Source organism: Brevibacillus laterosporus, assembly GCA_007833815.1.
Taxonomy (GTDB): Bacteria; Bacillota; Bacilli; order Brevibacillales; family Brevibacillaceae; genus Brevibacillus_B; species Brevibacillus_B laterosporus_D.
In genome coordinates, this window is sequence record CP033464.1 from 993,298 (window position 1) to 1,019,795 (window position 26,498).

32 protein-coding genes are annotated in these 26,498 nt (G+C 41.3%); 29 read left to right on the forward strand and 3 right to left on the reverse strand.

Features of this window, described 5'->3' with window-relative positions; all coding sequences use genetic code 11:
* Nucleotides 1-142 precede the first annotated feature (142 nt).
* From dnaX to bofA, 6 genes are all read left to right on the forward strand, one after another.
* Nucleotides 143-1,924 carry a DNA polymerase III subunit gamma/tau gene (gene dnaX / locus EEL30_05895; protein ID QDX91935.1) on the forward strand — a complete coding sequence of 594 codons (1,782 nt, stop codon included), beginning with the start codon at nt 143-145 and terminating at the stop codon, nt 1,922-1,924.
* Nucleotides 1,925-1,960: 36 nt separating this feature from the next.
* Complete coding sequence (locus EEL30_05900; GenBank protein QDX91936.1) at nt 1,961-2,272, forward strand: YbaB/EbfC family nucleoid-associated protein; 312 nt, start codon at nt 1,961-1,963, stop codon at nt 2,270-2,272.
* Between the two features lie 38 nt (nt 2,273-2,310).
* Nucleotides 2,311-2,907: a recombination protein RecR gene (recR, locus tag EEL30_05905; protein QDX91937.1), complete on the forward strand. Its 597-nt coding sequence runs from the start codon at nt 2,311-2,313 to the stop codon at nt 2,905-2,907.
* 262 nt (nt 2,908-3,169) lie between these two features.
* Nucleotides 3,170-4,135 (forward strand): CPBP family intramembrane metalloprotease, encoded by a 966-nt coding sequence (locus EEL30_05910; GenBank protein ID QDX91938.1) that lies wholly within the window; start codon nt 3,170-3,172, stop codon nt 4,133-4,135.
* A gap of 25 nt (nt 4,136-4,160) precedes the next feature.
* A complete protein-coding gene (locus tag EEL30_05915; GenBank protein QDX91939.1) occupies nt 4,161-4,397 on the forward strand; it encodes a DUF2508 family protein in 237 nt (78 codons plus the stop codon).
* A gap of 12 nt (nt 4,398-4,409) precedes the next feature.
* Nucleotides 4,410-4,679 (forward strand): pro-sigmaK processing inhibitor BofA, encoded by a 270-nt coding sequence (gene bofA / locus EEL30_05920; protein ID QDX91940.1) that lies wholly within the window; start codon nt 4,410-4,412, stop codon nt 4,677-4,679.
* A 3-nt stretch (nt 4,680-4,682) separates the two neighbouring features.
* Here the strand turns inward: bofA and EEL30_05925 are convergent, their stop codons facing one another.
* Nucleotides 4,683-5,207 carry a hypothetical protein gene (locus tag EEL30_05925; protein QDX91941.1) on the reverse strand — a complete coding sequence of 175 codons (525 nt, stop codon included), beginning with the start codon at nt 5,205-5,207 and terminating at the stop codon, nt 4,683-4,685.
* A gap of 139 nt (nt 5,208-5,346) precedes the next feature.
* Here EEL30_05925 and EEL30_05930 point away from each other — a divergent pair, with 139 nt between their 5' ends.
* The 5 genes from EEL30_05930 to EEL30_05950 all read left to right on the forward strand — a co-directional run bounded on the left by EEL30_05930 (nt 5,347) and on the right by EEL30_05950 (nt 10,405).
* Nucleotides 5,347-6,843: a phosphodiesterase gene (locus tag EEL30_05930; GenBank protein ID QDX91942.1), complete on the forward strand. Its 1,497-nt coding sequence runs from the start codon at nt 5,347-5,349 to the stop codon at nt 6,841-6,843.
* Nucleotides 6,840-7,943, forward strand: a complete 1,104-nt coding sequence (locus tag EEL30_05935; GenBank protein QDX91943.1) for a hypothetical protein — start codon at nt 6,840-6,842, stop codon at nt 7,941-7,943. The genes EEL30_05930 and EEL30_05935 overlap by 4 nt, the downstream gene beginning before the upstream one ends.
* 36 nt (nt 7,944-7,979) lie before the next feature.
* Complete coding sequence (locus tag EEL30_05940) at nt 7,980-8,162, forward strand: inhibitor of sigma-G Gin (GenBank protein QDX91944.1); 183 nt, start codon at nt 7,980-7,982, stop codon at nt 8,160-8,162.
* 108 nt (nt 8,163-8,270) lie between these two features.
* Nucleotides 8,271-9,746, forward strand: coding sequence for an aminotransferase class I/II-fold pyridoxal phosphate-dependent enzyme (locus EEL30_05945; GenBank protein ID QDX91945.1), 1,476 nt, complete (start codon nt 8,271-8,273; stop codon nt 9,744-9,746).
* A 23-nt stretch (nt 9,747-9,769) separates the two neighbouring features.
* On the forward strand, nt 9,770-10,405 hold the full coding sequence (locus EEL30_05950; GenBank protein QDX95684.1) for a dTMP kinase: 636 nt from the start codon (nt 9,770-9,772) through the stop codon (nt 10,403-10,405).
* Here EEL30_05950 and EEL30_05955 read toward each other — a convergent pair.
* Nucleotides 10,377-10,625: a hypothetical protein gene (locus EEL30_05955; protein ID QDX91946.1), complete on the reverse strand. Its 249-nt coding sequence runs from the start codon at nt 10,623-10,625 to the stop codon at nt 10,377-10,379. The genes EEL30_05950 and EEL30_05955 overlap by 29 nt on opposite strands.
* Before the next feature lie 191 nt (nt 10,626-10,816).
* Here EEL30_05955 and EEL30_05960 point away from each other — a divergent pair, with 191 nt between their 5' ends.
* The 8 genes from EEL30_05960 (at nt 10,817) to rsmI (ending at nt 15,896) form a co-directional block, all read left to right on the forward strand.
* On the forward strand, nt 10,817-11,146 hold the full coding sequence (locus EEL30_05960) for a hypothetical protein (protein ID QDX91947.1): 330 nt from the start codon (nt 10,817-10,819) through the stop codon (nt 11,144-11,146).
* 33 nt (nt 11,147-11,179) lie between these two features.
* A complete protein-coding gene (locus EEL30_05965) occupies nt 11,180-11,623 on the forward strand; it encodes a DUF327 family protein (GenBank protein ID QDX91948.1) in 444 nt (147 codons plus the stop codon).
* A gap of 10 nt (nt 11,624-11,633) precedes the next feature.
* A complete protein-coding gene (holB, locus tag EEL30_05970) occupies nt 11,634-12,617 on the forward strand; it encodes a DNA polymerase III subunit delta' (protein ID QDX91949.1) in 984 nt (327 codons plus the stop codon).
* 3 nt (nt 12,618-12,620) lie between these two features.
* On the forward strand, nt 12,621-13,436 hold the full coding sequence (locus EEL30_05975) for a stage 0 sporulation protein (protein QDX91950.1): 816 nt from the start codon (nt 12,621-12,623) through the stop codon (nt 13,434-13,436).
* Between the two features lie 26 nt (nt 13,437-13,462).
* Nucleotides 13,463-13,849 carry a DNA replication initiation control protein YabA gene (yabA, locus tag EEL30_05980; GenBank protein QDX91951.1) on the forward strand — a complete coding sequence of 129 codons (387 nt, stop codon included), beginning with the start codon at nt 13,463-13,465 and terminating at the stop codon, nt 13,847-13,849.
* Between the two features lie 102 nt (nt 13,850-13,951).
* Nucleotides 13,952-14,719, forward strand: a complete 768-nt coding sequence (locus tag EEL30_05985) for a tRNA1(Val) (adenine(37)-N6)-methyltransferase (GenBank protein QDX91952.1) — start codon at nt 13,952-13,954, stop codon at nt 14,717-14,719.
* Nucleotides 14,673-15,005 (forward strand): GIY-YIG nuclease family protein, encoded by a 333-nt coding sequence (locus EEL30_05990; GenBank protein ID QDX91953.1) that lies wholly within the window; start codon nt 14,673-14,675, stop codon nt 15,003-15,005. The genes EEL30_05985 and EEL30_05990 overlap by 47 nt, the downstream gene beginning before the upstream one ends.
* 12 nt (nt 15,006-15,017) lie before the next feature.
* The gene (gene rsmI, locus EEL30_05995) at nt 15,018-15,896 is read left to right on the forward strand and encodes a 16S rRNA (cytidine(1402)-2'-O)-methyltransferase (GenBank protein QDX91954.1); all 879 of its coding nucleotides are present in this window, start codon (nt 15,018-15,020) and stop codon (nt 15,894-15,896) included.
* 80 nt (nt 15,897-15,976) lie between these two features.
* Here the strand turns inward: rsmI and EEL30_06000 are convergent, their stop codons facing one another.
* Nucleotides 15,977-16,246, reverse strand: coding sequence for an AbrB/MazE/SpoVT family DNA-binding domain-containing protein (locus EEL30_06000; GenBank protein QDX91955.1), 270 nt, complete (start codon nt 16,244-16,246; stop codon nt 15,977-15,979).
* 747 nt (nt 16,247-16,993) lie between these two features.
* On the opposite strand from EEL30_06000, the gene metG reads away from it, so the two are divergent.
* The 10 genes from metG (at nt 16,994) to EEL30_06050 (ending at nt 26,442) form a co-directional block, all read left to right on the forward strand.
* Nucleotides 16,994-19,027 carry a methionine--tRNA ligase gene (metG, locus tag EEL30_06005; protein ID QDX91956.1) on the forward strand — a complete coding sequence of 678 codons (2,034 nt, stop codon included), beginning with the start codon at nt 16,994-16,996 and terminating at the stop codon, nt 19,025-19,027.
* A gap of 139 nt (nt 19,028-19,166) precedes the next feature.
* On the forward strand, nt 19,167-19,946 hold the full coding sequence (locus EEL30_06010) for a TatD family deoxyribonuclease (GenBank protein QDX91957.1): 780 nt from the start codon (nt 19,167-19,169) through the stop codon (nt 19,944-19,946).
* Between the two features lie 716 nt (nt 19,947-20,662).
* Nucleotides 20,663-21,706, forward strand: coding sequence for a DUF348 domain-containing protein (locus EEL30_06015; GenBank protein ID QDX91958.1), 1,044 nt, complete (start codon nt 20,663-20,665; stop codon nt 21,704-21,706).
* A gap of 182 nt (nt 21,707-21,888) precedes the next feature.
* Nucleotides 21,889-22,446, forward strand: coding sequence for a ribonuclease M5 (rnmV, locus tag EEL30_06020; GenBank protein QDX91959.1), 558 nt, complete (start codon nt 21,889-21,891; stop codon nt 22,444-22,446).
* A gap of 3 nt (nt 22,447-22,449) precedes the next feature.
* Entirely contained in the window at nt 22,450-23,328 is an 879-nt protein-coding gene (gene rsmA / locus EEL30_06025; protein ID QDX91960.1) for a 16S rRNA (adenine(1518)-N(6)/adenine(1519)-N(6))-dimethyltransferase RsmA, read from the forward strand.
* A gap of 202 nt (nt 23,329-23,530) precedes the next feature.
* Nucleotides 23,531-23,803 carry a Veg protein gene (locus EEL30_06030; protein ID QDX91961.1) on the forward strand — a complete coding sequence of 91 codons (273 nt, stop codon included), beginning with the start codon at nt 23,531-23,533 and terminating at the stop codon, nt 23,801-23,803.
* A gap of 78 nt (nt 23,804-23,881) precedes the next feature.
* A complete protein-coding gene (locus EEL30_06035) occupies nt 23,882-24,064 on the forward strand; it encodes a small, acid-soluble spore protein, alpha/beta type (GenBank protein QDX91962.1) in 183 nt (60 codons plus the stop codon).
* 140 nt (nt 24,065-24,204) lie between these two features.
* The gene (locus EEL30_06040) at nt 24,205-25,083 is read left to right on the forward strand and encodes a 4-(cytidine 5'-diphospho)-2-C-methyl-D-erythritol kinase (protein QDX91963.1); all 879 of its coding nucleotides are present in this window, start codon (nt 24,205-24,207) and stop codon (nt 25,081-25,083) included.
* A 62-nt stretch (nt 25,084-25,145) separates the two neighbouring features.
* Nucleotides 25,146-25,976 (forward strand): pur operon repressor, encoded by an 831-nt coding sequence (gene purR / locus EEL30_06045; protein ID QDX91964.1) that lies wholly within the window; start codon nt 25,146-25,148, stop codon nt 25,974-25,976.
* 178 nt (nt 25,977-26,154) lie between these two features.
* Entirely contained in the window at nt 26,155-26,442 is a 288-nt protein-coding gene (locus EEL30_06050) for a septation protein SpoVG (protein ID QDX91965.1), read from the forward strand.
* Nucleotides 26,443-26,498 lie beyond the last annotated feature (56 nt).

The window sequence follows — 26,498 nt, forward strand, 5'->3', positions numbered from 1 at the left end:
ATGAATAAGAGAACGACCGAGCGCTATGTTATTTGAGTTCAAATATGGTTTACCGTAACCAACTTTGGAAAAAGGCTATTGCTTATAGTATAATAAATAAGATCAAAAGGTTTGACAGACAGGTGAGGAGGAGTGAGCAAGGATGGCATATACAGCTCTATATCGAGTATATAGACCTCAAACCTTTGGTGATGTGATTGGGCAAGCTCATGTCACAACAACCTTGCAAAATGCTCTTCGCGAGGGGCGACTTTCGCATGCTTACCTGTTTAATGGGCCAAGGGGAACGGGAAAGACTAGTGCTGCCAAGATTATGTCGAAAGCGGTAAACTGCCAGGATCCGCAGGATGGAGAACCGTGTAACCAATGCCCAGCATGTATAGCAATTACAGAAGGCTCAGTGACCGATGTCTTAGAGATTGACGCTGCATCAAACCGCGGTGTTGAAGAAATTCGAGATATACGTGATAAGGTCAAATTTGCACCAAGCGAAGTAAAATATAAAGTGTACATTATTGATGAGGTACACATGTTGACAACAGAAGCGTTTAACGCCCTGTTAAAAACATTAGAAGAACCGCCCGGGCACGTACTATTTATTTTAGCCACGACCGAGCCACATAAGTTACCAGCAACAATTATTTCGCGTTGTCAGCGCTTTGATTTTCACCGCATTTCTCTGGCTGAAATGGCCCTGCGTTTGCAACATATTTGTGATGCGCAACAGATTGAGGCTGAGGAACAAGCTCTTCAGTTGGTTGCTAAAATGGCTGAGGGTGGAATGCGGGATGCTCTTAGTCTTTTAGATCAAGCTATTAGCTATAGTGGTAATCAAGTACGTGCGTCGGATGTATTAAAGATTACAGGGGCCGTATCACAAGCCTATTTTTCTACACTTGGTCGTATGATTTCTGAACAAAATGTAACTGGCGTAATGGAAGAGCTGGAGAAGATCATGTCTCAGGGAAAAGACCCTGAACAGTTTTTACAAGATCTGCTGTTCTATTTTAGGGATATGCTGTTGTTTAAAACAGCCCCTAATCTGGAAGAAATCATGGAACGAACATTAATTGATGAACAATTTCCAGATGTAGCTAACCGCTTTGCTCTGCCAGTTTTGTATGAGGTAATTGAACAGCTTAATCAGGCATTGACCCAGTTAAAGTGGTCAACGTTTGCACGAGTTTTGGTGGAGATGACATTAGTCCGCTTATGTCACTTATCCACTTCTGCTTCCAAAGGGGTTCCGTTATCTACAGGGCAAGATTTGTCGATGGCTGGTCATGGAGCAAGTGTGGGATCTGAAACCAACATAGCTTCTGGAGTGACCGGCATGATTTCTAGTTCAGATGTAGCTCCCCTCTTAGATCGTGTAAAGGTGCTAGAAGAGAAGCTGAACCAAATCCTACAGGGAAATCTTGTAGAGGGAGGAAGGTCTGCTTCAGAAGATGGGAAACAACGAGAGGTACGACGTGCTCTGCCGGTTACAGGCGGTTCTAAGACTTCTATGACAAAGGTGCGCGAAACGGTTCGCCAAACAGATGAGGGACTTTCTCAAAAAATTCGTGGTTCTTGGAGCCAAGTTTTATCCGAAGTGAAAAAGGTTCACTATAAATATCATGCATGGGTCGTAAGCGGTCAGCCAGCTGTAGCTAGCTCTGATGCTGTAATTGTTACGTTTAAAGGGTCGATTCATTGTGAAAAAACCATGGAACCAGAGCTAAGAGGCATTGTAGAGCGTGCGTTTCTTACTGTATCAGGTAAACCGCTACAGCTTCTATCCATAACAGAAGAAGAGTGGGAAAATGTACGGGGAGAGCAAACGCACTCAAATTCCACTGGATCAGATCAGCCCCCAGAAGATCCGTTTATTGCCGAGGCGATTCGGGTTGCTGGTGAAAGATTGACTCACATTAAGGAATAAAGTAGGAAAAACATACTTTCAAGGGAGGAATTAGGTATGAAAAACATGCAACAAATGATGAAACAAGTGAAAAAAATGCAAGATGATATGCAGAAGGCACAAGAGCAATTAAAAGAAAGAGTAGTAGAAGGAACAGCTGGCGGTGGCGCTGTAGTTGTAAAGGCAAACGGACATAAGCAAGTCATTGATGTAACAATCAATCCAGAAGTAGTTGATCCAGAAGATGTAGAAATGTTACAAGATCTAGTTCTTGCTGCCATTAATGATGCCATGAAAAATGTTGATGAAGTAGTTGGAAAAGAAATGGGACGCTTTACTGGTGGCATGAACATTCCTGGATTGTTCTAATATTACCAACATAAGCTCCCGTAAAGGAGTAGGTCATTGTGTTTTATCCAGAGCCCGTCTCGAAGTTAATAGAAGGTTTTATGAAATTGCCGGGCATTGGACCAAAAACAGCAAGTCGGTTAGCTTTTCATGTGCTAAGCATGAAGGAAGATGACGTACTTGATTTAGCAAAAGCGTTGGTTAACGCCAAACGGCAACTGCACTACTGCTCGGTTTGTAATAATATCACCGATTCGGACCCATGTCAGATTTGCCGCGATAAAAGCCGTGATGGTTCTACTATCTGTGTGGTTCAAGAACCAAAAGATTTGGTTGCCATGGAACGAACTAGAGAATTCACGGGGTACTATCATGTGTTACATGGCGCTATCTCACCTATGGATGGGATTGGTCCCGAGGATATTCATATTCCAGATTTGCTCAAACGCCTAGGTGATGAACAAGTACAAGAGCTGATTTTAGCTACGAACCCTAACATTGAGGGGGAAGCTACAGCGATGTATATTTCACGTTTGGTAAAACCTTTTGGCATACGCGTCACCCGTATTGCTCATGGTCTGCCTGTAGGTGGAGATTTAGAGTATGCCGATGAAGTAACATTGACCAAAGCATTAGAAGGTCGCCGGGAGTTATAATGAAATAATGATAGGAGGTGCATGAGAAATCATGCGCCTTTTTGTTATACGATCGAAATAGAAGGTGTTTTATGGATATAAGTATAAATCACTAAGGGTTAGAGGTTGTAAAAGACTTGAAGATATCCAAATTTTGTCATACAGGGAGAGTGTTGACAGTAACAAAAAAAATAAGTATGGTTCAGGAAATATCTGTTTCAAATGATAAAAAAGTGCTTTTTCACGTGGACGAGGCATAACCTGAGAGTAGGAGAGTGAACGAATGCAACCATACATGCAATGGATGCCCACTGTACGGAGGCACTCTGTAAAGTGGGCTTGGCTACTAACCTTTCAATATGTTTTGTATATTGTCATTCAACTATCGGCAACGAGAATATCGCAAGGGGCAGACGGTTCTTGGGAAATCCATATGTTGGCCAACATGGGTACGATACAAGCTTTATTATTGTGGGGGAATATTTGTCTCACATTACTGACGAGTATCCTGTTTTTAGTTGCTTTGTTTCGAGATCGGGGAGTCTCTGCTTCGTCTATTTGTATTGACGTAAACGGAAATGATTTTATTCATGCAGTAGCGTTTATGCAAGTGTTCTATAATACCTCTATTTTTTTATATGGGACGGGAATCTTGACGTATCCGGTTTTTACAGTAGGAAGCATAGGGGGACTTTTTGAATCGGCTTTTTTGCAAGTGTTCTTGTTTATCTTTTGTTTCATTTGGTTTCGAGGCCGTTTAGAGTCCATAGGATTTGAAAAACCAACTGACATAGGAAGAATGTTTTTATCTATTATCGTTTTTTATCTGGGTATTACATTCGTATTAAGTTATGTGGTGGCACCATTGGCTGACCTGTTTCAAATTTCGTTAAGCTCCGCACGTGAAGATGACATAACCCGTGAAATTAAAGATGCAAAACAAAACAGTATGTTAACTATGTTCTTTTCTTTTTTTATAACAGGTCTGCTTGTGCCAATCGCAGAAGAAATGATGTTTCGTGGAGTTCTTCAGACTTATCTAGTAAAGAAGTGGGGTGCCCTGTGCGGAATCCTTGTCGCCAGCTTTTGGTTTGCCATTATTCATATTGATTTAGCTTTGTTTCTACCTTTATTTATGATTGGTCTCTCACTAGGGATTGTCCGACACCGTTTTCATTCACTGTGGGCTTCGATTATTTTGCATTCAATCAACAATGTAGTTAGCGTAAGTCTTTCTTACCATTCCTAAACTTCATGAAGTAAGGGGGATTTTCATGAAATGGTTGAAAAAAAATGAGGGTGTGAAAGAGCAGCAGGTACAGCCTTATCATTTGCAAGAAGCGATTGCTAGTGCTTTACAACACTGGCAAAATGCTCAGCGTCATGTGGATTGCTCGGAGGGGTTTCAACAGGTTGACCATTCTATTTATCAATTCCGACTAGCTGAAAAGCGTTATATGTACCTGCTTAAGCAAATACGGCGCCAAACTGAACAACAAAAAGAAGCATAGAGGAGGACCCAAATGAACACGGAAATCATGATAGCTGGAATTATCATTGGATTCCTAGTTTTGGTGGCACTCAGTAGATCAGTTTCCCGTCCACTACGCTGGACGGGAACTATTGCGCTTAATGTCATTATTGGAGCGATCCTCCTGTATTTCTCCAATTTTTTTGGTGAGATGGCTGGCTTTTATGTACCTATTAATCCAGTAACAGCGATTATAGCAGGATTTCTACGTATTCCTGGCTTACTTGCGCTGGTTGTCATTCGCATTTTTCTGTTGAGCTAAGCATTAACTTTTTCCATCAGTCATAAGAAAAGCCAGGCTTGTTTTTTCATATTTCACATAGGCTTCCTGTGGATGACGCAATGAAAAGAGCAACGGAATCAGACGTGGAAGTAAACTAAATATGGTTACACATACTAGAAAATGTCCATAGGGGGGCGACAACCATGGAAAAAGAGCTAGGCAAGCGAATAATACACCTAGACAAGTCACTGTCTCCAACCGTCTGTAGCTTGCCAGTGAAACCATGAGTGAATGAGTAGCGCCCCACCAAGAGGAGAGCCAGAGCAAGTTCGATACTCGAAATGGCCGGGATAGAACAGAGGCATTCGCCCAAAAGGCGGTTATATGTAAAAGTGGAATGAGAATAAGAAAACAAAGGGAAAGAATCAAAGAATGCCAAGGCAGAGTTCGCCAGAGGTCAAGTATAAAAGTGGCCGTAATGATCCCGATTAGTTGCAACAGATAACCACCTATTCCCCAACGAAAACGATATAGCAAGCGGTAACTGTAAATGGTCTGTTCCTTCATCAACAGGCCTCCTTTTTGTTCGTTCTATAGTATTATCGGTAGGTTGTATAGATAATTGTATCCTTCAATTGACAGGTAAATATAGGGTTATTATGATAGGAACTAATTGGTAATGTCAGGAAGATGGTGAGGAGATGCCATGAATACGGCTTTCAATAAGGAAAGGATCGCCATGGACTGCTGGAGTATTTTCCGTCAGGGAAACATATTTACTCCCCTGCTCGTGGTAGGGGCTTTTTTGTGGTTTCATTTCTCTGAATGGTTAGACGGTTTGTTTTGGCAAAGTTTTTTTGTATCTCTGTTGTTATGCTTTCCTATTTTCTTATTACTGTTTTTCTACGACTATCCCTTGCATATTCGCTGGTTTTTACTAGGCCCTCTGTTTTTTGCAGGAATACTCTGGTACAAATCTTTTATGTTTAGCATGGTTTTATATGCGCTATGTCTTTATCTAGTTTGGGCTACCGCGTTATGGGGAATCTCCCGTTTTTATATAAGTAAGCATAACAGATATCCTTTTCAGGTGATGCGTTTTATTAAATTGCTTACTATGGCTAATGACTCAAGTAGTGGCAATTTACTTGAACAATTGCCCAAAACGTGGATTTTGCTAATAGCAATGCAGGAAGCCTTTGGGGCATGGCAAGAATGGACTGTGAGTGAGAGCATCTTATCTCACTTTGTATTTGTTTTTGTTTTATTCTTTTACAGTTATGCTATTCATCAATTATTTTTTACATGGAAGCCTGTTGAGATGAAAAATTTCGCTAATAAAATTACTAAACAGTTTGTTTTTCCAGTTGAACGCGTCTATTTGGTGGTATTGGATGGATGCAATAAAGAACAACTGTACGAAGCACACACCCCTTTTCTTGACTGGTTACAACGTACAGGAACGAATTGGAGGAAGGTAGAGAGTGTATATCCAGCTGACACAAAAGCTTGTTATACCTCCCTGTTGACTGGTACCTATCCGTCTGAACATCAGATCGATATCCATCTTGGTAATCGAAAGGCATTGAAGGTAGAGACTATCTTTGATGCTTTACAACAAGCAGGAAAAAAAGGAACTATATTGGCTGAGGGTAGGTTAAGTGGTCTATTTGGTAAGAAGGTTCCTAGTGATTATGTATGGGGGGCTGAACAGCCTGATGTCTATCGCATGGAGCAAGCTATTCAAGTTGTAAACGAAGAAAATCCAGACTTTCTTCTTGTGCAAATGAGGGATATTTACCAGACGGGGAGTACATGCGGAGTTTATTGTGACGAGTATGTTAAAAAAATAAATGAAGCAGATCAAATGATCGCTTGGTTCTATCATCAACTAGACAAGCTTGGGAAACTAAATCAAGCAGTGTTTATTGTTTGTTCCGATCATGGACAAGCTATGGGAATGGGTGGGCAAGGACATTTGAGTCATAAGGAACGTTTTATTTCTCTTATCATGCAAGGAACGTCTATTCATAGAGGACGGATCATTACTACACAGCGTTCGATAGTGTCTGTTGCAGCTACAATTGCTTATCTTTTAGCAGTTCCCTATCCAAAACAAGCGAAGGGACCTGTTCTGTTAGAAGGAATGATAAGTGTGAACAAATTATATGATAGGCAAGCGGAAGGAGCAGATCTTACGTGAGCCAGACAACGCTTGTGTACCTGCACTCGGTAGCTCGCATATCGTTACCTCAGGAATGTCTAGAGGTAATAAGCGCATGCGAGATAAATATCATTTCTGTAAAGGAATGGGAGCAGACAAAAGCTGAAATTTCCGGTTGGCTATTTACTGACAATCTGTCACTCATACAGTGGCAGCAGTTTACATGTGAGATAAATAGGTGCATTAATACTAAGGAATCAAGCCAAACGCGCTATCTTGTACTTCTAGCAGGAGATAAGCTTACTGATAGTGTGGCGTATGAGATTGTAAAGTGGTTGCAACCGTTTAAGGAGTCGGTAGAAGTCGTTCGGTTACTGTGCTGGACGGAACAAAAAAAGGCTATTATCGGCAGCAATGCTTTTGAATGCCTAGCTGCAAGTGACTTTACAGCGAGGAATTGGCACGATCGTTTACGGCGAGGGTTTGCTGTACATTGTTATATTTCATTCGTATGCAGATATGAAGAAGCAGTTGAAATCGCTTGGGCACAACAGATATTGTTGAATCAAAAAGCAAGGTTTTATCATATGCTAGCATTCCGATGTGATGAGGTAGGGGCTAGAGCAAATATCGTAGGACAAGGTCTAGGTATGGATAAACGCATTGGACAAAAGTGGTTATTTCCAAATGTGTATGACGAGAAGACTCTACAGCTGGAACAAGAATGGCTTGAGCAGGAATGGAACCGTTTGTTGCAACAAGTGAGCGTGAAGCGTATAGCTATCTGGGGATTTTCTTCTATCTTTGCACCTGATATGCTTGCGCAAATTACCCGCTTCGAGGTTTCCTGCTACTTGCAAGCGTGTCAGCAAAAAACGAACAATCTACCTAGAGATTGGCATTATTGCAAAACCCCTCTTGAAGCAGCAGAGATGGCAGATGCTCTACTTATTGTAAGACACGATGAGGATATTCTAAGTGTACGTTTAGACAACTTATACGAAAGAATGGCAAAGCCCTATGTTTTGGATATAGTGGATTGTTATCCGCCAGATGAGGCAAAACTTGAGAAAATATGCTACAGAACACTTGGTCAAAAGCCGAACGTTTGGAATGGATTAGATTATAATGGGATATAATGGTTGATAAGCTTAGCGAAAAGGTAGGTGTCCCATATGGAAGACCACTCTCATCGCTGCATTATCTGCAACAGGGAACAATCCGTTGGTATAGCCATTTGTAACCAATTTATTTGTCATACTTGTGAGCAAGAAATGGTCAAAACCGACGTACACGATGAACGTTATCCCTTTTATATTAAACAGATGCGGCAGATCTGGTTTAAAAAGAATGCATAATAACATGAAAAAGAGGCATGTCAATGGACAATGCCTCTTTTCTTATGGGCTTTTAGACTTTTGAACATGGTACAATAGGGGATACCGAAACAAAAGGACGTGGAAAAGATGATACAAAATCAGGAAGATTTTTGGGAGAGACAACGCAAAGCTCCGTTGTTTGATGCGTTACAAAGGCATGCAAGACAAAATCCCCATCCTTTTCATGTACCTGGGCATAAGATGGGGAGAAGCTTCGATAAGGAAGCAAAGCCGTTTTTTGAAAAATATTTGTCTGTTGATTTGACAGAGATCACAGGATTAGATGATTTGCACCAACCAGAAGATATTATTGCTCAGGCGCAACAGTTGGCTGCGGAAGCATATGGAGCTGAGGAAACCAGATTTTTGGTAGGTGGAACAACAGTAGGGAATCTGGCTACGATCATGTCGATTTGTCAACCTGGAGATAAGATCATTGTTCAACGTAATTGTCATAAATCCGTCTATCATGGATTGATGCTTGCGAAAGCGGAACCGATTTTTGTTGTACCTGCCGTAGATGCTGAGACCGGCATTGCCGCAGGGGTGCGACGTGAAGATGTAGAGCGACTTTTAATTGAGCATCCTGACTGCAAAGCTGTTTTCCTCACGAATCCTACTTATTATGGGATGGGTATTGATTTAGAAAAAATGGCTACGGTTGTTCATCGCTACCAGATTCCTTTAGTCATTGATGAGGCACATGGTGCTCACTATGGTTTCCATCCAAACTTACCTGCTTCAGCTATGCAGAGTGGAGCCGATATTTCTATCCAATCAACTCATAAGATGGGAACCGCTTTTACGATGGGGTCTATGCTCCATATTCAAGGAGAGTTCATTGATCGTAGCAGGTTGTATCGTTATCTGACAATGTTGCAATCATCAAGCCCATCTTATCCGCTGATGGCATCCCTTGATTTAGCACGGCGACATATGGTGCTGGAGGGGCAACATGAGCTGGAAAAGGCTATTCAACTTATTGAGAAGACGAAAGAACGCCTTAGCCAGTTCGATTGGTTAACAGTAGCCGGCTGGAAAAAACAAACTGGTTATCAGACACTTGATCCGCTAAGAATCGTAGTCAATTTGCAATTATCCCAATTATCGGGGTTTGAATTGCAAACAAAACTAGAAGAAGAATATATTTATACAGAGTTAGCAGGGTTACATCATCTCTTGTTACTAGGTTCTACAGGAACGACAGAAGCCGATTGTAAAAGGCTACTTACTGTTATGGAGGAGCTTTCGAAACAAGCGAAGGGAGAGGGTCTACGCGCTTTTGAAACGGGGTTAGTCTCTTCCTGCTTTTTACGTAAAGTAGCCATGAGTATGCATGTAGCAGTAGAAGAGGAAGCGGAGTCTCTGCTACTAGAAGAGGCACAGGGGCGCATCTGTGCTGAAATGGTCACCCCATATCCCCCAGGTATACCAATGATTGTTCCGGGTGAAATACTAGATGAGCAGGTGATTTCTCTTTTACAAAACTTGCAGATAAAAGAGGCCCGCTTTCATGGGGTGAAGGACGCTACCATAACAACCATTCAAGTCATAAAAAGATAAACATCGTTAAACGAAGGGGTATGGTGAACGAAGGCATGTTTATTTCATTAGAAGGTGGAGAAGGTGCAGGAAAATCCACTGCAATCGCACTTTTAGAAAAAAGAGTAACAGAACAAGGTCTGGACGTGTTAGTCACACGGGAACCGGGTGGGGTTGAGATCGCTGAACAAATTCGTGGAGTTATTTTAAATCGAGAAAATACACGAATGGATGGACGAACAGAAGCGTTATTATATGCCGCGGCTCGTCGACAGCATCTTGTTGAAAAAGTGATTCCAGCTTTAGAACAAGGTAAAATCGTGCTTTGCGATCGCTTTATTGATAGTAGCTTGGCCTACCAGGGTGTGGCACGCGGACTACCTACAGACGAGATATTTACTATTAATCAGTTTGCTATTCAGGATTGTATGCCTGATCTTACTTTTTATCTCGATGTATCCCCAGAAGTGGGGCTAGCTCGTATTGAAGCTAATTCACATCGGGAAATAAATCGCCTCGATTTGGAAGGATTGGCATTTCACAATCGCGTCCGAGAAGGATACGAGTTATTAATTAATAAATTCCCAGAACGCATTGTACGCATTAATGCTGATCAACCGATAGAGCAGGTAGTGGACGAGATGATTGCTACTATACAAGAAAAAATGAAAAAGGTATAGGTGACCAACCTGTAACAAAGAGCAAACTCACGATCAGTGTTTTTCCTCCCAAATAAGGGGAAAAAGCAATTATCATGAGATGCTCTTTTTTTTTCTGCAATCTCTTTGGTAAGAAAAATTTGTTTGAATGAAAAAAAGGTCGTACATGCTGTATAATAGGAAGAAATGCTAAAGAAGATTCCTTCTTGTATGAACTAGAAAAATTACACCAAGTGGCTATTTTGACATAACAATAAGGTAAGCCTGTTAAAATTCACAAATTTCCAGATTTTATTTGATTTTTCCGATTAAGAATGCGCTTTTCTAAAGGAAAGTGGCGCACTTCAATCGAATTATAGCCAATGTAATTACATGCTGTTACTGGAAAGAGAGCTAAGCACTACATTGCGAAGCAGAAAGGATGAGATCGCTATGAAAATGGTCATCGCTGTTGTGCAGGATAAAGACAGTGGGCGTTTATCACAAGCCCTCGTGAAAAAAGGATTCCGTGCTACAAAATTAGCCAGTACAGGAAGCTTTCTCCGCGCTGGGAATACAACGTTTCTTGTAGGGACCGATGATGGGCGTGTAACAGAATTGATTACCATCATTGAACAGAACTGCCAATCCCGCAAGCAGATGGTGACTCCTGTGTCGCCACTTGGCAGTGGAGTTGATTCATTCTTATCCTATCCGCTTGAGGTACAAGTGGGAGGCGCGGCTGTATTTGTGATGGATGTAGAGCATTTCCATTCTTTTTAGTTTCGGGTAAAGGCGAGCGGGAGTGAGGACCAAGTGAAAATTGATAATGGCATCAGACCTACATTCGAAGTAAAAGGACCTGGTCAACGCAGAGATGTATCTGTGGAAAAGATGAACTTTCGAGATATGGTTAAAGGTGAAGGGCAGAAGATGAACCAAGAAAGGCTGCAACTTCTGCTTACCGAAATAGATAAACACGGAGATGTTTTGGCTCGCTCCCGCAATGTACGAGATTACTATGCGTATCGTAATCTTATCAAGCGATTTATGGAGGAAGCCGTTCGGTTTGGGATTGCTCTAGATGAGCGCAAGGGAACAAATCGTCGAGGAAGAGGTCGCATTCATAAAATTATCAAAGAGATTGATGCTGAATTGTTGGCATTGGCAGATGATCTGTTGAGTGATCAGGCTCCTTTGATAGATATGCTCTCTCGGATTGGTGAAATCAGAGGTATGCTAATTAATCTATATTTTTAGGTGACTATACATGAGCTGGAGTAACGTAGCGAAGAAACAAGAGCGTGTGGCAGAAATCTTAGCTAATAGCATGAAGCATGATCGCTTAGCGCACGCTTATTTATTTACAGGGCCAAAAGGAGTAGGCAAAAAAGAGATTGCCGAGCATTTAACCAAATCCATTTTTTGTTTAGATCATCCTGGTGATGCTTGTGGGACATGCTTGAACTGTCAACGTATTCAATCAGGTAATCATCCTGATGTGTATCGAATTTCTCCAGATGGGTCATCTGTAAAAATAGAACAAATAAGAGCCTTACAAAAAGAAATGAAGATGCGTGCCGTTGAATCGAAGCATAAGGTTTATATTCTAGAGCATGTAGATAAAATGACAACGCAAGCCGCAAATAGTTTGCTAAAATTTTTGGAAGAACCACCAGTAGGTGTGCTTGCTGTGTTGTTATCAGAAAACAGCCATGCCATCCTACCCACAATTTTATCCAGATGCCAGACAATTGTATTCAACCCTCTACCGGTTGGAATGATAGTACAATCGCTTGTAAACGAGGGAATTACGAAAGGTCTAGCCCAAGTTGCTTCCCAAATTACAACAAATTTGGATGATGCCCGGCTGTTAAGCCAATCAGAATGGTTTGCACAGCTTAAAGCTATGGTGATACAATTGGGAAGGGATTTGAAACAACGTGATTCCCAAGCGATGTTTACGATTCAAGATCAATTTCAACGTAATGATAGATTAAAAGAAGAACTTCCTCTCTTTCTGGATTTGCTCATCCTTTGGCTACGAGATATCCTCTATATTCAAGTAGGGCGTAGGGCCAACATCATCAACATAGACCAACAGGATGCATTAGAAGAGCAGGCCTTGCAATGGGCTCAGACTGAGATATTGCGGGGAATTGATGTAGCCATGGAGACAAGAAATCGGATAGAGCGTAATGCTAACCCACAATTAGCGTTAGAGCGACTTGTTCTTCATATCCAGGAGGGATAAATTTTGTACGAGGTGGTCGGAATCCGCTTCAAAAAGGCGGGTAAGATATATTACTTTGATCCTGACGAATTACAGATAGACAAAGACAGTCATGTGATTGTTGAAACAGCACGGGGCGTGGAGTACGGTAAGGTCGTGATTGGCCAAAAGACAGTGGAAGATTCAGATGTTGTTCTTCCTTTAAAAAAAGTCATCCGCATTGCCGACGACTCAGATGCTAAACAAGTTGATGAGAACCGCTCTGCTGCAAAAAATGCATTTCAAGTGTGCCAAACTAAAATTAGGGAACATCAACTGGAAATGAAGCTGGTAGATGTTGAATATACATTCGACCGAAATAAAATTATTTTTTATTTTACGGCGGACGGCCGCGTTGATTTTCGTGAATTAGTCAAGGATTTGGCAGCAGTGTTTCGTACTCGCATTGAATTACGACAGATTGGTGTGCGTGATGAAGCCAAGATGCTTGGCGGTATAGGACCTTGTGGTCGAATGTTATGCTGTTCCACCTTTTTGGGTGATTTTGAACCGGTATCCATTAAAATGGCGAAAGATCAGAACCTCTCGCTCAATCCCGCTAAAATCTCCGGTTTGTGTGGACGTCTCATGTGCTGTCTGAAGTATGAAAATGATAACTATGAAACAACTAAGGAAGAGATACCTGAACTAAGCTCATGGGTGAAAACACCAATGGGAGATGGCAGGGTTGTAAGCTTGAATATTTTAGGCAGAGTGGCTCAGGTTGATCTCTTAGAAGTGGGAAGAGTCATGGAGTTCACTTTTGATGAAATCGTAACAAGTCGACCAGAGATCGGATAGAGGACGGGTAGCGAGAGGTGATGAAGTTGGAGAAACAAGAAATCTTCGCTAAAATCGCGAGCATGGAAGAGAGAGTGGGCGAACTCTATCAAGAGATTGGCAGCCTAAAAGACGTGATCGTCAAACTTTTGGAAGAGAATGCTCAGCTTCTCATTGAAAATGAACACTTGCGTAACCGATTCCAGAAAAGAGCCGATCAGTCTGCTTCGAAAAAGCAAAGTGCTGGCCAACAAAAAAGAGTAGCGACCAGTCAAAAGATAGTAGGCAATCAAAAAATAGTGGGCGAAGGATACGATAACCTTGCGCGATTATATGCGGAAGGGTTTCATATTTGCAACGTACATTATGGTAGCATAAGAAAAGAAGGCGATTGCCTGTTCTGCTTATCTTTTTTAAGCGGTGGACACAAGTGATACTAAAAACAAAGCGACCTGATGTCTACACAGACGGGTCGCTTTTTACTGATAAAATGGTATAGTACATGTTACATGTTGACTGGTAAGAGAGGATACAATATGACAGAAAAACAGCAAGTTCCCTTGTATGATACAGAACGGATTGACGATTTGTTAACCTACGAATTAAAAATCATTCAAAGCCATGAAGTGTTTTGTTTCTCTATGGATGCGGTGTTGCTTGCCCGTTTTGCACAGGTACCCAAGAGGGGAAAAGTGCTAGATTTTTGCACAGGCAATGGAGTTATTCCAATGCTAATGACTACAAGGACGCCGTTTGCTGAGTTTGAAGGCATTGAACTACAAGAGCGGTTGTTTCACATGGCAGAGCGTAATGTGATCATGAATGGGTTAGAAACACGTATTACCATGCATCATGGAGATGTACGTGAGGCAGTGGAGAGGTTTGGAGATAGTCAATATGATCTCATCACCTGCAACCCACCATATATGCCTCCGATCACAGGAGAAGTAAGCAAAAATGATCATCGTGCCATAGCTCGCCATGAAATTCATCTTACGTTAGATGATGTCCTCAGGGTTGGAAGTAAGCTACTTAAGAACGGCGGTAAGCTGGCATTGGTGCATCGTGCTACTCGTCTGATAGATATCGTTACGGGAATGAGAAAGTATGGAATTGAGCCTAAGCGTATGAGATTCGTACATTCCCGACAAGACAGCGAACCTAATATGGTACTCGTGGAAGGCATGCGAGGAGGAAAACCGGAGCTGCGCATACAACCTCCACTGATCGTCTATAAGCAAGGGGAAGAGTACTGCGATGAATTATATGAAATATATTATGGAAAGCGAGATTCCCTCACATAAAAGTCATTATGTATATATGCTGCAATGTGCAGATGGCTCCTTGTATACGGGATATACAACGGAGATGAAGCGTAGACTCAAGCAGCATAGAGAAGGAAAGGGCGCCAAATATACAAGAGGTCGTTGTCCAATTGAATTGGTGTATTGGGAGGAAGGCGCAGATCGTTCATGGGGACTTAAACGGGAGGAACAAATTAAACGCCTCCAACGTTCCACTAAGGAAAGATTGATTATGTTTGGCGATCCGTCCGTTCAATCTACTTTGATTGATGAAATAACCGTTTAGGAGTTACGATAGATGAACATACAAAAGAGTTTTGCTCAGGATAAAAGCGCAGGAACCCTATACCTGGTGGCAACACCTATCGGGAATTTGGATGATATTACGATTCGCTCCTTGCAGACGCTGCGAGAAGTGGATGTTATTGCTTGTGAAGATACACGCCAAACCAGAAAGCTCCTTACTCATTTTCAAATAGAAAAACGTACACTTAGCTACCATGAACACAATAAAGTAGCTAGTGGACCAGAATTGATTAACTGGTTGTTAGATGGAAAAAGCATTGCTCTAGTTAGTGATGCGGGATTACCTGCTATTTCAGATCCTGGTGCTGATCTTGTGCGAGAAGCAATTGACGCTGGTTGCACGGTAGTACCTATACCTGGCGCTAACGCAGCATTAACAGGATTGATTGCTTCTGGCTTACCCACTGAAAAATTCGTATTTTGCGGTTTTTTACCACGTGATAAAAAACAACGTAAGGTAGAACTGGATCGTTTAGCACTTTACCCAGAAACTTTGTTGTTCTATGAAGCTCCCCATCGTATTACCAAAACGTTAGGTGCTATGCAGGAAGTATTGGGGGATCGTGAGACGGTGCTGGCAAGAGAGTTGACAAAAAGATATGAGGAGTTTGCCAGAGGGACGATGTCAGAGCTAATTGAGTGGTTAGAGCAAGAAGAGATCCGAGGAGAGTTTTGTGTTATCGTTTCTGGCTATGATGGTACATTTTTAGCTGAAGAAGATTTAGAGATTTGGTGGAATACTTTTAGTCTCAAGGAACATGTAGATCATTATGCAGAACAGGGAATGTCGATTAAAGAGGCATGCAAAAAAACAGCAGAAGACCGAAAGCTGACCCGCAGAGAAGTCTATAATGAATATCACCAAGAATAATTAATAGAGATTGCTACAGACAATTCTATATAAAGAAAAAGGCTATTACTCACCATGTTGGGAGCAATAGCCTTTTTATATTAGGATTGCGCTTGGGATTTATCGTCAAGCAAAGATGCCATCTCTTCAATACATGACTTGCTGATCATTTTCCCTTTATAGTAAACCAAGTCTTCAGCGTTTCCTGTGAAGATACAAGCAGGTTCATATTTTTTAAGGATGATGCGTTCGCCGTCAACAAAGATTTCTAATGCGTCCTTTTCTGCAATCCCAAGTGTACGACGAAGTTCAATTGGAATAACTACACGTCCCAATTCATCTACTTTTCTTACAATACCAGTTGATTTCATACCCTTCAAGCTCCTCTCAAACTCTTAAAAAAGTGGGTGGATCCTGTATCGATGAATACCGAATATTTACCTATTAATCGTCAATATTCGACAATTTATTATAGCTTATAATACCAGTGATTCCCAAAGGTGTCAATGGCATTTTTACATTTATTGCAATTAGCATGAATAAAACGTGATAATAACGAAGTTCCAGTAACATTTTTATTAAATTAGAGGCTAAAAAGCCCTTTGTATATGAATCTGTCAGAAATCTTCCCATCATAAAATATGGAAAATGTCATCCGACAAATTAACCTAATAATGGATATTAACAAAGAAAGATGTCGAATTATGTGTAAATATTCGACATATCTTTGGCGAAAAAGAAAGCAATCGGAAAGCCCTTGACATTACGTTTATGAACCGATAATTTAGTATACAATAGAAGTATGACTTTTATAGTAAACGTTGATGGGAAGAGTACACTTACATAGCTTACATAGAGAGCTGGGGAAGGTGAAAGCCAGTTAAGCAAAAGAAGTGGAAGATGGTCCTTGAGTTTCGTTCATGAACAGCAAATGCAGTAAACGGCTGATAAGGGACGACGTATTCCTGCGTTATAGGAGAGTAGCTGTTGACTACTTGCCGAGTCCGTTTCTGTGAGGAAACGGAGCATTTGGGTGGTACCGCGAGTAATAGACTCGTCCCAATTAGGGGAGGAGTCTTTTTTGTATGCTAAAAAACATAATTAGGAGGGTGCATGACATGACGAAAAAGCCAACATTTTATATTACAACGCCCATTTACTATCCAAGCAATAAGCTACATATTGGAAATGCATACACAACAATTGCTGCAGATGCGATGGCGCGTTACAAAAGATTGCGCGGATACGATGTATACTATTTGACGGGTACAGACGAGCATGGTCAAAAATTGCAAGAACGCGCTGCTGTAGAAGGGCTAGCTCCTTTGCAGTTTATTGACCCGGTAGTTGATTGGATTAAAGATTTGTGGTCAAAACTAGACATTTCTTATGATGATTTTATCCGCACAACGGAGGATCGCCACAAAGATATCGTTCAAAAGATTTTTAAACGCTTGGTCGACCAAGGTGATATTTATCTAGGGGAATATGAAGGGTACTACTGTGTGCCAGATGAGGCATTTTGGACAGAGACCCAAGCGAAAACAGATAAAGGCTACTTCTGCCCAGATTGTGGACGCCCTGTTGAAATGGTAAAGGAAAAGAATTATTTCTTCCGTATGTCCAAGTACCAAGACAGACTGCTTGCTCATATTGAGGCAAATCCTGACTTTATCCAGCCTGAATCTCGTCGTAATGAGATGGTAAATAACTTTTTAAAACCAGGCTTGCAGGATTTGAGTGTGTCTCGCAGTACATTTGATTGGGGCGTGAAGGTACCAACCGATCCAGAACATGTGATTTATGTATGGATTGATGCGCTTGCTAACTACATTACAGGACTTGGCTACTTATCTGATAACGATGAGAAATATCAACGCTATTGGCCGGCCGATGTTCATTTGGTAGGAAAAGATATTCTACGTTTCCACACGATTTATTGGCCTATTATCTTGATGGCATTAGATCAACCATTGCCTAAACAAATTTTTGGTCATGGTTGGCTGTTAATGCCGGATGGTAAGATGTCCAAATCTAAAGGTAATGTTATCGATCCTAAATTCTTAATAGATCGTTATAGCTCTGATGGTGTTCGTTACTTCCTGCTTCGTGAGATCGCCTTTGGCCAAGATGGAGTATTTACACCAGAAAGCTTTATTCAACGCTTAAATTACGATTTGGCAAATGATCTAGGTAACTTGGTTAGTCGTACGATTGCCATGATTGAAAAATATTTCGACGGCGTCATTCCAGCTCCGAGTCAACCAGGTGAATTTGATGACCAATTAATAAAACAAGCACTTGAAACGAAAAAGAATGTGGAAGAACATTTAGACGAAATGCGCTTTAGTAATGCACTTAGCCATCTTTGGGATTTGGTTAGCCGTACGAATAAATATATTGATGAAACTCAACCGTGGGCTTTGGCTAAATCAGAAGAAAATAAAGAGCGTTTAGCAACTGTTATGTATAATTTAGCGGAAAGTATCCGCATTACTTCTATTATGTTGCAACCATTCATGACCAAGACTCCGGCTAAAATTTGGGCGCAGCTAGGTATTGCAGAACAAGAGGATGTACTGACTTGGGAACAAGCTGGTGAATGGGGTAAGCTACCGGTTGGGGTAAAAGTAAATCGTGGTGGAGAATTGTTGTTCCCACGCCTTGATGTTGAACAGGAACTCTCCTTTATAGATGCAAGCACGGCGGAGGCTCGCAAGCAAGCAGAAGAAAATAAAAAGAAGCAGGATGCTTGGAAAGAGGAAGGCAAAGTGAACGAAGAGAAAAAAGAGACGGTTGAAACAAAAGAAAAGGCTTCTGAAGCAAAAGAATTGATCGGCATTGATGATTTTGCTAAAGTGGAATTGCGTGTAGCAGAAGTAAAGGAATGTGCTGCGCATCCAAATGCAGATAAATTATTAATTTTGCAAGTTGATTTAGGTGATGAACAACGCCAGATCGTATCCGGAATTGCAAAATACTACAAACCAGAAGACTTGGTTGGTAAAAAGGTCATCGTAGTAACGAACCTGAAGCCGGTAAAATTACGTGGTGAAATGTCCCAAGGTATGATTTTAGCAGCTTCTCAAGGGGATCAATTAACAGTTTCTACTGTTGATGCCAGCATGCCTAATGGTGCTGTTGTAAAATAGGTCTTTACGCTGATAGATAAAAAGAGTATCTGTCTAAAAGCAGTGCGGGAGCCTTTTTGGGCGTTCGCACTGCTTGCCTTTTTGAGTCATGATCCCTAAATGGTATCATCACAGGTTGTGGAATAAAGGAGGGAAACATATGCTGTTTGATACACATGCACATTTAAATGCAGAACAATTTGATGAAGATCGAGATGAAGTGATTGCTCGCGCGCGGGAAAATGGAGTAAGTACGATTGTGAACGTCGGTTTTAACCGCGAAACAATCCCTACTACACTAGAGCTTGCTGAGAAGTACGACTTTATTTATGCGGTTGTCGGCTGGCATCCACAAGATGCTATTAATATGAAGGAACAGGACCTGGAGTGGTTAGAAGAGTTGACTAAACATCCTAAGGTCGTAGGATTAGGTGAGATGGGCCTGGATTATTACTGGGACACGTCACCACGTGATGTACAAGCAGAGGTGTTCCGTAAACAGATCCGTCTGGCTCGTAAATTACAAATGCCTATAGTTATTCACGACCGAGATGCACATCAGGATATTATCGACATATTACGAGAAGAAAAAGCTGGAGAAGTAGGTGGCATTATGCATTGCTTCTCTGGTAGCTATGAATTGGCAAAAATGGCATTGGATATGAATTTTTACATTTCCTTTGGCGGACCCCTCACTTTTAAAAATGCTAAAAAACCAAAAGAAGTTGCAGCACAGATTCCAATGGATCGTATATTGATTGAGACTGACTGTCCATATTTGACTCCTCATCCATTTAGAGGTAAACGAAATGAGTCTGCCTATGTCAAATATGTTGCAGAAGAGATGGCTCAGATTCATGGACTTTCATTTGAGGAATTGGCAAAGATTACGGCTGATAATGCGCGCCGTTTGTTCAACATAAGGGAAATTATATTATAATGAAGGAACAGGTATGCCTGATTGATTTCAATTAGAAATCAGTCGGGCTTTTTTTAATGAAGAGTGATGTTTGATGGCAGAAAATAGCTTTCTAGTAAGTGCTTTATATAGAATGTTTGGAAAAAAATATCATACAAATTCTCTTATTTTTGTAAAAAAAAGTGTTATGAAATCGATTGATTAGTATAGGTGAATTTTTAATATATTTAAAATTAACGAAGAGATTTCTTCATCTGTATTTTCCAGTATTGGTAAACAAAACATAGGATGACCAAATTTAAACAGGCATATAAAAGAAGATATTTTATTAATATTTAAAAAATTATAACTATATATAAACTTTTAATGTGCTTTTATTTTTTTGTTACAGGATTGTCACATGATAGCAAGGCGATGAGAAAAAGATAAATACGTTCTATCGATCTATATTTAGACATAATATGTTTTCATAGGTTTTCTTTCTTACACCTTTTTTTAGGTGTGTTTAGTGTCCTGTCGAACGAAAGAGAGGAATCGACAGAATTGATCGACAGAAAACTGCTTTCATTCTCCGTGGCGAATTTGGTAAGGTATTAGACATGTTGAGAGGCATAGAAATAGCTGGATTTTACGTAAAAAAATCAGCTGCACAATCAGGAGAGGAAAAGGGGGAGAATTTGACAAAAGAAAAAAAGTGATATAATATCCTTCTCAGGCTTAAAAAAGGAGTGTGGGGAATGGAATTAGGTAAAATCTGGGTACCGCACAATCGATTGTTCCTCTCAATATTAGGAGCTGCAACCTTTGTGTTGTTATCAGTGGGTATCTACTTCTTTAACCTATCTACCCAGCCAAAGCAAGTGACGTTTGTCATTGATGGGGTACCACAGGAAATCATGACTACGGCAAAAACGGTTGAACAATTATTACAGGAAAAACAAATTCAACTTAAAGATAAAGATATTATCCAACCTGGCTTGGAGACATCTGTTGAAAAAGCCATGACCGTTGATTTGCAAACGAGCTGGGCAATACCTGTCCAAATTGCCGGACAGAAGACTGTGGTTCATACAGCAAAACGTACAGTAGCCGGTGTTTTGGAAGACGCCGGTGTTAATGTAAGCCAGAAGGATAAAATAAATCCATCTGTAGACTCAAAGCTGACAAAAGATACGGAAATTTCTGTCATTAGGGTAGAAGAAAAGGCGGTTAAAGTCAGTAAAGATATCGCTTTTCGAGAAATACGCCAAAACGACACTTCCCTCAGTAAAGGAGAAGTGCGTGAATTAAAAAAAGGTCAAGCTGGGAAAGCAGTTTTGCACTATAGTGTAGTGCTTGAGAATGGTAAAGAAGTATCCCGCAAATTGGTCAAAACCGACGTGGTAACAGAAAAACAAGACCGCGTTTTGGCAGTGGGTACGAAGAAACAAGAAGTTATGGCGGCTTCCCTGCCTTCGCGTGGTGGAAAAGATATCCGCTCAAAACGCGTCTTGAATAATGTAACTCTTACAGCCTATGCTCCGAACGCTGGCGGCGGTTACGGAAGAACAGCAATGGGTGTAAAAGCTACAGTTGGAAAAACAGTGGCAGTCGATCCAAAATTGGTTCCATTAGGCTGGTGGGTCTATATTGAGGGCATCGGTTATCGTCGTGCGGAAGATACCGGGGGGGCCATCAAAGGACACAAGATGGATGTATATCTCGGTAGCGAATCAGAAGCAATGAAATTCGGTAGAAAAAAAGGATACAAAGTACATGTAATCGGACCAAAGTTGCCGTAACGATTACTTTAGGAAAAAGGCAGGAGTCTCTCCTGTCTTTTGTTTTGTTCACAAATGTGGTAAGCTGTTTGAATCTCTATACTTCTTATACGCAAGTAGGCTTGCTTTCGTTTCCTATTTTGGGACAAATAAAAAAACTTTTTTTACAAGCAAGTACACAAGAACGAAGGATGGATTAACGCATGAAAATCAAAGAGGTTATCGTGGTGGAAGGACGAGACGATACGGCCGCAATCAAGCGGGCAGTCGATGCTGATACCATCGAAACGGGTGGTTCTGCAATCAACGAGGTAACCCTTCGAAAAATAAAGATGGCACAACAAAAACGCGGCGTGATCGTGTTTACTGATCCAGATTATCCAGGTGAACGCATCAGAAAAATTGTTAGTCAATATGTGCCTGGATGTAAGCATGCTTTTATAAAAAAAGAGGATGCTAGGAAAAAGGGAAGAAATCTGGGTGTGGAGCATGCAACACCAGAAGTAATCCAAAAAGCTCTTGCTGATGTGAAAACAGAATTCCTAGAGGGGCAGGGAGAAATTAGCTTAGAGCACCTCGTACAAGCGGGAATGGTAGCCGGTCTGGATACTAAGCATCGTCGTACTCGATTAGGCGAGATACTGGGTATCGGTTACTCTAATGCAAAACAACTGGGTAAACGACTAAACATGTTTCAAATCAGTAAGGCGGAATTTGATGCTGCTGTGGATCAGATTGATTCAGAACAAGGGGGAAGCTAGTAGATGACGGCTGGACACAAAGATATCGCAACTCCAACCAGAACGCGGGAGGTCATTGAGAAGTACGGCTTTTCCCTGAAAAAAAGCTTGGGACAAAACTTTTTAACCGATATAAACATTTTGCATAACATAATAGATGCAGCGGAGCTCTCTAAAGATAAAGCTGTTATTGAAATTGGACCAGGTATTGGAGCTTTGACGGAACAGCTTTGTCGAGCGGCAGGGAAAGTAATGGCGATTGAGATCGACCAACGACTTTTGCCAATTTTGGAGGAGACGCTTTCACCTTACGATAACATCACTGTCGTTCACGGTGACGTATTGAAGCTGGACGTGGCTGCCCTTATAGAACAACACTTATCTGGGTGTACCGGTGTAAGTGTGGTAGCTAACTTGCCTTATTACGTAACGACACCAATTCTTATGGGGTTGTTGGAGTCAGGTATCCAGCTAGATCATATCGTTGTCATGATTCAAAAGGAAGTAGCAGAGCGCATTGCTGCTAAACCTGGTACGAAGGATTATGGTTCTTTAAGTGTAGCAGCTCAATTCTATGCGGAAACAAGCGTAGAGATGATCGTGCCGGCCAGCGTATTCATTCCGAGACCAAATGTTGACTCTGCGGTCATTAAGCTGGCTATTCGTAAGCAACCAATCGTAGAGGTGGCAGATGAAGAGCTTTTCTTCCGGATTGTAAGGGCCTCCTTTGCCCAACGACGCAAAACATTGCTTAATAACCTGGTAAGCAACTATTTTGGCAAAGAAAAGAAAGAACAGGCGTTGCAGGCGTTGGAAGAAGCTAACATCCTGCCAAGCAGACGTGGAGAGACTCTTTCTATTCAAGAATTTGCTACATTAGCTAATACAATTCACCGTTTATAGGTAAAATAAGTGTATGCCCTATCCTCCGCGAAAAGGATAGGGTATTTTTTATTTGAAGCGAGATATTTTTCGATGAGAAATGACACAAATGTCCTAAAAAATTCATTGACAAAAAGCTCATTTGGTTGATATAATTTTTCGTTTGTTTGACAAACTAAGCATAGACTGTTATACTTGTACTTAAGCGAGGTGGATAATTGGAATGGCTAGGAACGCGTTAGTTGATATTAAGCGCAGTTTGGACGGACACATTGGAGAACGTATCATGCTGAAGGCCAATGGCGGTCGACGTAAGACCGTCGAACGGACTGGCATCCTAGAAGAGACATACCCCTCAGTATTTGTAGTTAAGCTTGATGACGACCAGTTATTTGAACGTGTTTCTTACAGCTATGCTGACATTTTGACAGAAACCGTAGAACTAATGGTATGTCGAGACGATACACACATAAAGATTACCTTTATTCAACAGTAGAGCCTATGTTCTACTGTTTTGTTTTACCCTTTATTGATCATACTAACATGGTCAGTAAGTAAGGGAGGCTGAAGCGCAATGAGTCGAAGAAGAGGCATCATGTCCGAGGAGTTCAAATATGAATTAGCCAAGGAACTGGGCTTTTACGACACCGTCAAAAGCGAAGGATGGGGCGCCATCACGACCCGCGATGCTGGTAACATGGTGAAACGAGCAATTCAAATTGCCGAAGAAGCATTAGCTAGACAATCGTCAAAATAACTTACTGACAAAGAAAAGCCGGAGGGGAATCCCCTTCGGCTTTTTGGTTTCTTATTGACTTTCACTCGCGCAAGTGGCAAGCTTATTTCTGCCTGTGATAAAATCAGAAGAAGAGATTAGGATAAGCTGAGGTGAACACGGTGCGAATTTCAATCAAAGCTCCCGCAAAAATAAATCTTACATTGGACGTACTCTCCAAGCGACCAGATGGTTACCATGAAGTTGAGATGGTTATGACTACGGTTGACTTGGCTGATCGCGTTGACCTGACATTGTTGGAGTCAAGAGATATCCTAATCGATTGTTCCGCAAGCTTTGTTCCAAATGATATGCGAAATCATGCATACAAGGCAGCCAAGCTATTACAAGAGCGTTATTCGGTCAATAAAGGTGTCCATATCTATATAGACAAACAAATTCCTGTTGCAGCAGGATTGGCAGGAGGAAGCAGTGATGCAGCTGCTACGCTAAGAGGCTTGAACCGTTTGTGGAATTTGAGGCTAAGTCTGGATGAATTAGCCTTGATTGGGGAAGAGATCGGTTCTGACGTACCTTTCTGTGTATACGGGGGTACAGCCTTGGCTAAAGGCCGAGGAGAAAAACTAAGACATATGATAAGTCCAACCCCTTGCTGGGTGATATTGGCCAAGCCACCGATTGGTGTTTCCACAGCAGATGTGTATGGAAACTTGCGGGTTGATCAGATTAAGAAACATCCGAAGACGGAAAAGATGCTACAGGCTATAGGTGAGCAGGATTTTTCTTTGATGGCAAGATCGTTGTGTAATGTGTTGGAGGAGGTAACTCTCAATCGTTATCCTCAAGTCCGTCAAATTAAAGAGCTCATGCTCGAATCAGGGGCAGATGGTGTATTAATGTCAGGTAGTGGACCCACAGTATTTGCATTGGTACAAAAAGAAGCTAAGGTGCATCGGATCTATAATGCATTGCGAGGTTTTGTCAAAGATGTGTATGCAGTCCGAATGTTAGGCGAATCAGAGTTGGAAATGCTTGATTAAACACGTACATTAATGTTACATTATGGTAATAATATACGGATTTTTGTTTGGAGGAAGAATTGATGAGAAAATTGCGCAGAAGCGCGAGGTTAGTGGATATGACACAACATCTGTTAGCTCATCCACACACATTGATTCCCCTGACATATTTCTCAGAAGAATATGGTTCGGCCAAGTCCTCTATCAGTGAAGACTTGTCCATTATCAAAGAAGCATTTGAGTCTCAGGGAATCGGCGACTTACGTACGGTAGCAGGTGCGGCTGGGGGAGTTAAATACATCCCACGAACCACTCAAGAACATGCCGTAGCTTTCATGGAAACATTGATTATGGAATTGGCTAAACCTGAGCGTTTATTGCCAGGGGGATATTTGTATATGTCCGATATTCTTGGCGACCCTAAAACCCTAAATCATATTGGGAAATTACTTGCTTCAGCGTTCCGTCAAAGTGATGTAGACGTGGTAATGACGGTAGAAGCAAAAGGTATTCCACTTGCTTATGCGACCGCAAGCTTTTTGAATGTCCCTGTGGTTGTAGTAAGAAGAAACAATATGGTAACAGAAGGCTCAGTTGTAAGTATTAATTATGTTTCAGGTTCCAGTAAACGCATTCAGACGATGTCTCTTGCCAGACGAGCACTTCCAGAACAGTCTCGTGTCCTGATTGTGGATGATTTCATGAAGGCAGGCGGAACCATTCAAGGTATGATGGATTTGTTGCAGGAGTTTAAGGCCACGGTAGTGGGATGTGGCGTATTTGTAGAAACAGCAGATGATGAAGATCGCTTGATTGAAGATTACATTTCACTCGCTAAACTACAAGATGTAGATGTAAAAGAAAAACAGATTATGATAGAGCTAGGTAGTTATTTTTCAAGTAGAGAAGAATAATACACTAGAAAAGAGGGGGTCCTTATAGCCTAGCTATAAATGGGATCCTTTTCTATACCAAAATAAAGAAAAGACAGATAAAAATATTTTTTACAATTTTTCGGAAAACAAAGCAGGAATATTTAACCATCACGTTGAAAATATAGGCTATCCGACATAGATAAAGGGAGTGAACATGATGGAAGTAACTGATGTAAGACTACGCCGTGTTAATACGGACGGTAGAATGAAAGCGATTGCCTCAATTACCATCGACCACGAATTTGTGGTTCATGATATCCGCGTAATTGATGGGAACAACGGAATGTTTGTGGCGATGCCTAGCAAACGCACTCCTGACGGGGAATTCCGAGATATTGCCCACCCAATTTCTTCAACAACCCGCGAAAAAATTCAGGCAGCAGTCCTATCTGAATATGAACGTGTCGGAATTGAAGAGGAAGCACAGATCGAAGCGGGGGCATGATTAAGAAGAGCTGGCATTCGCCCTGTAAATGGTGAATGCCAAGGCATTTTACACTC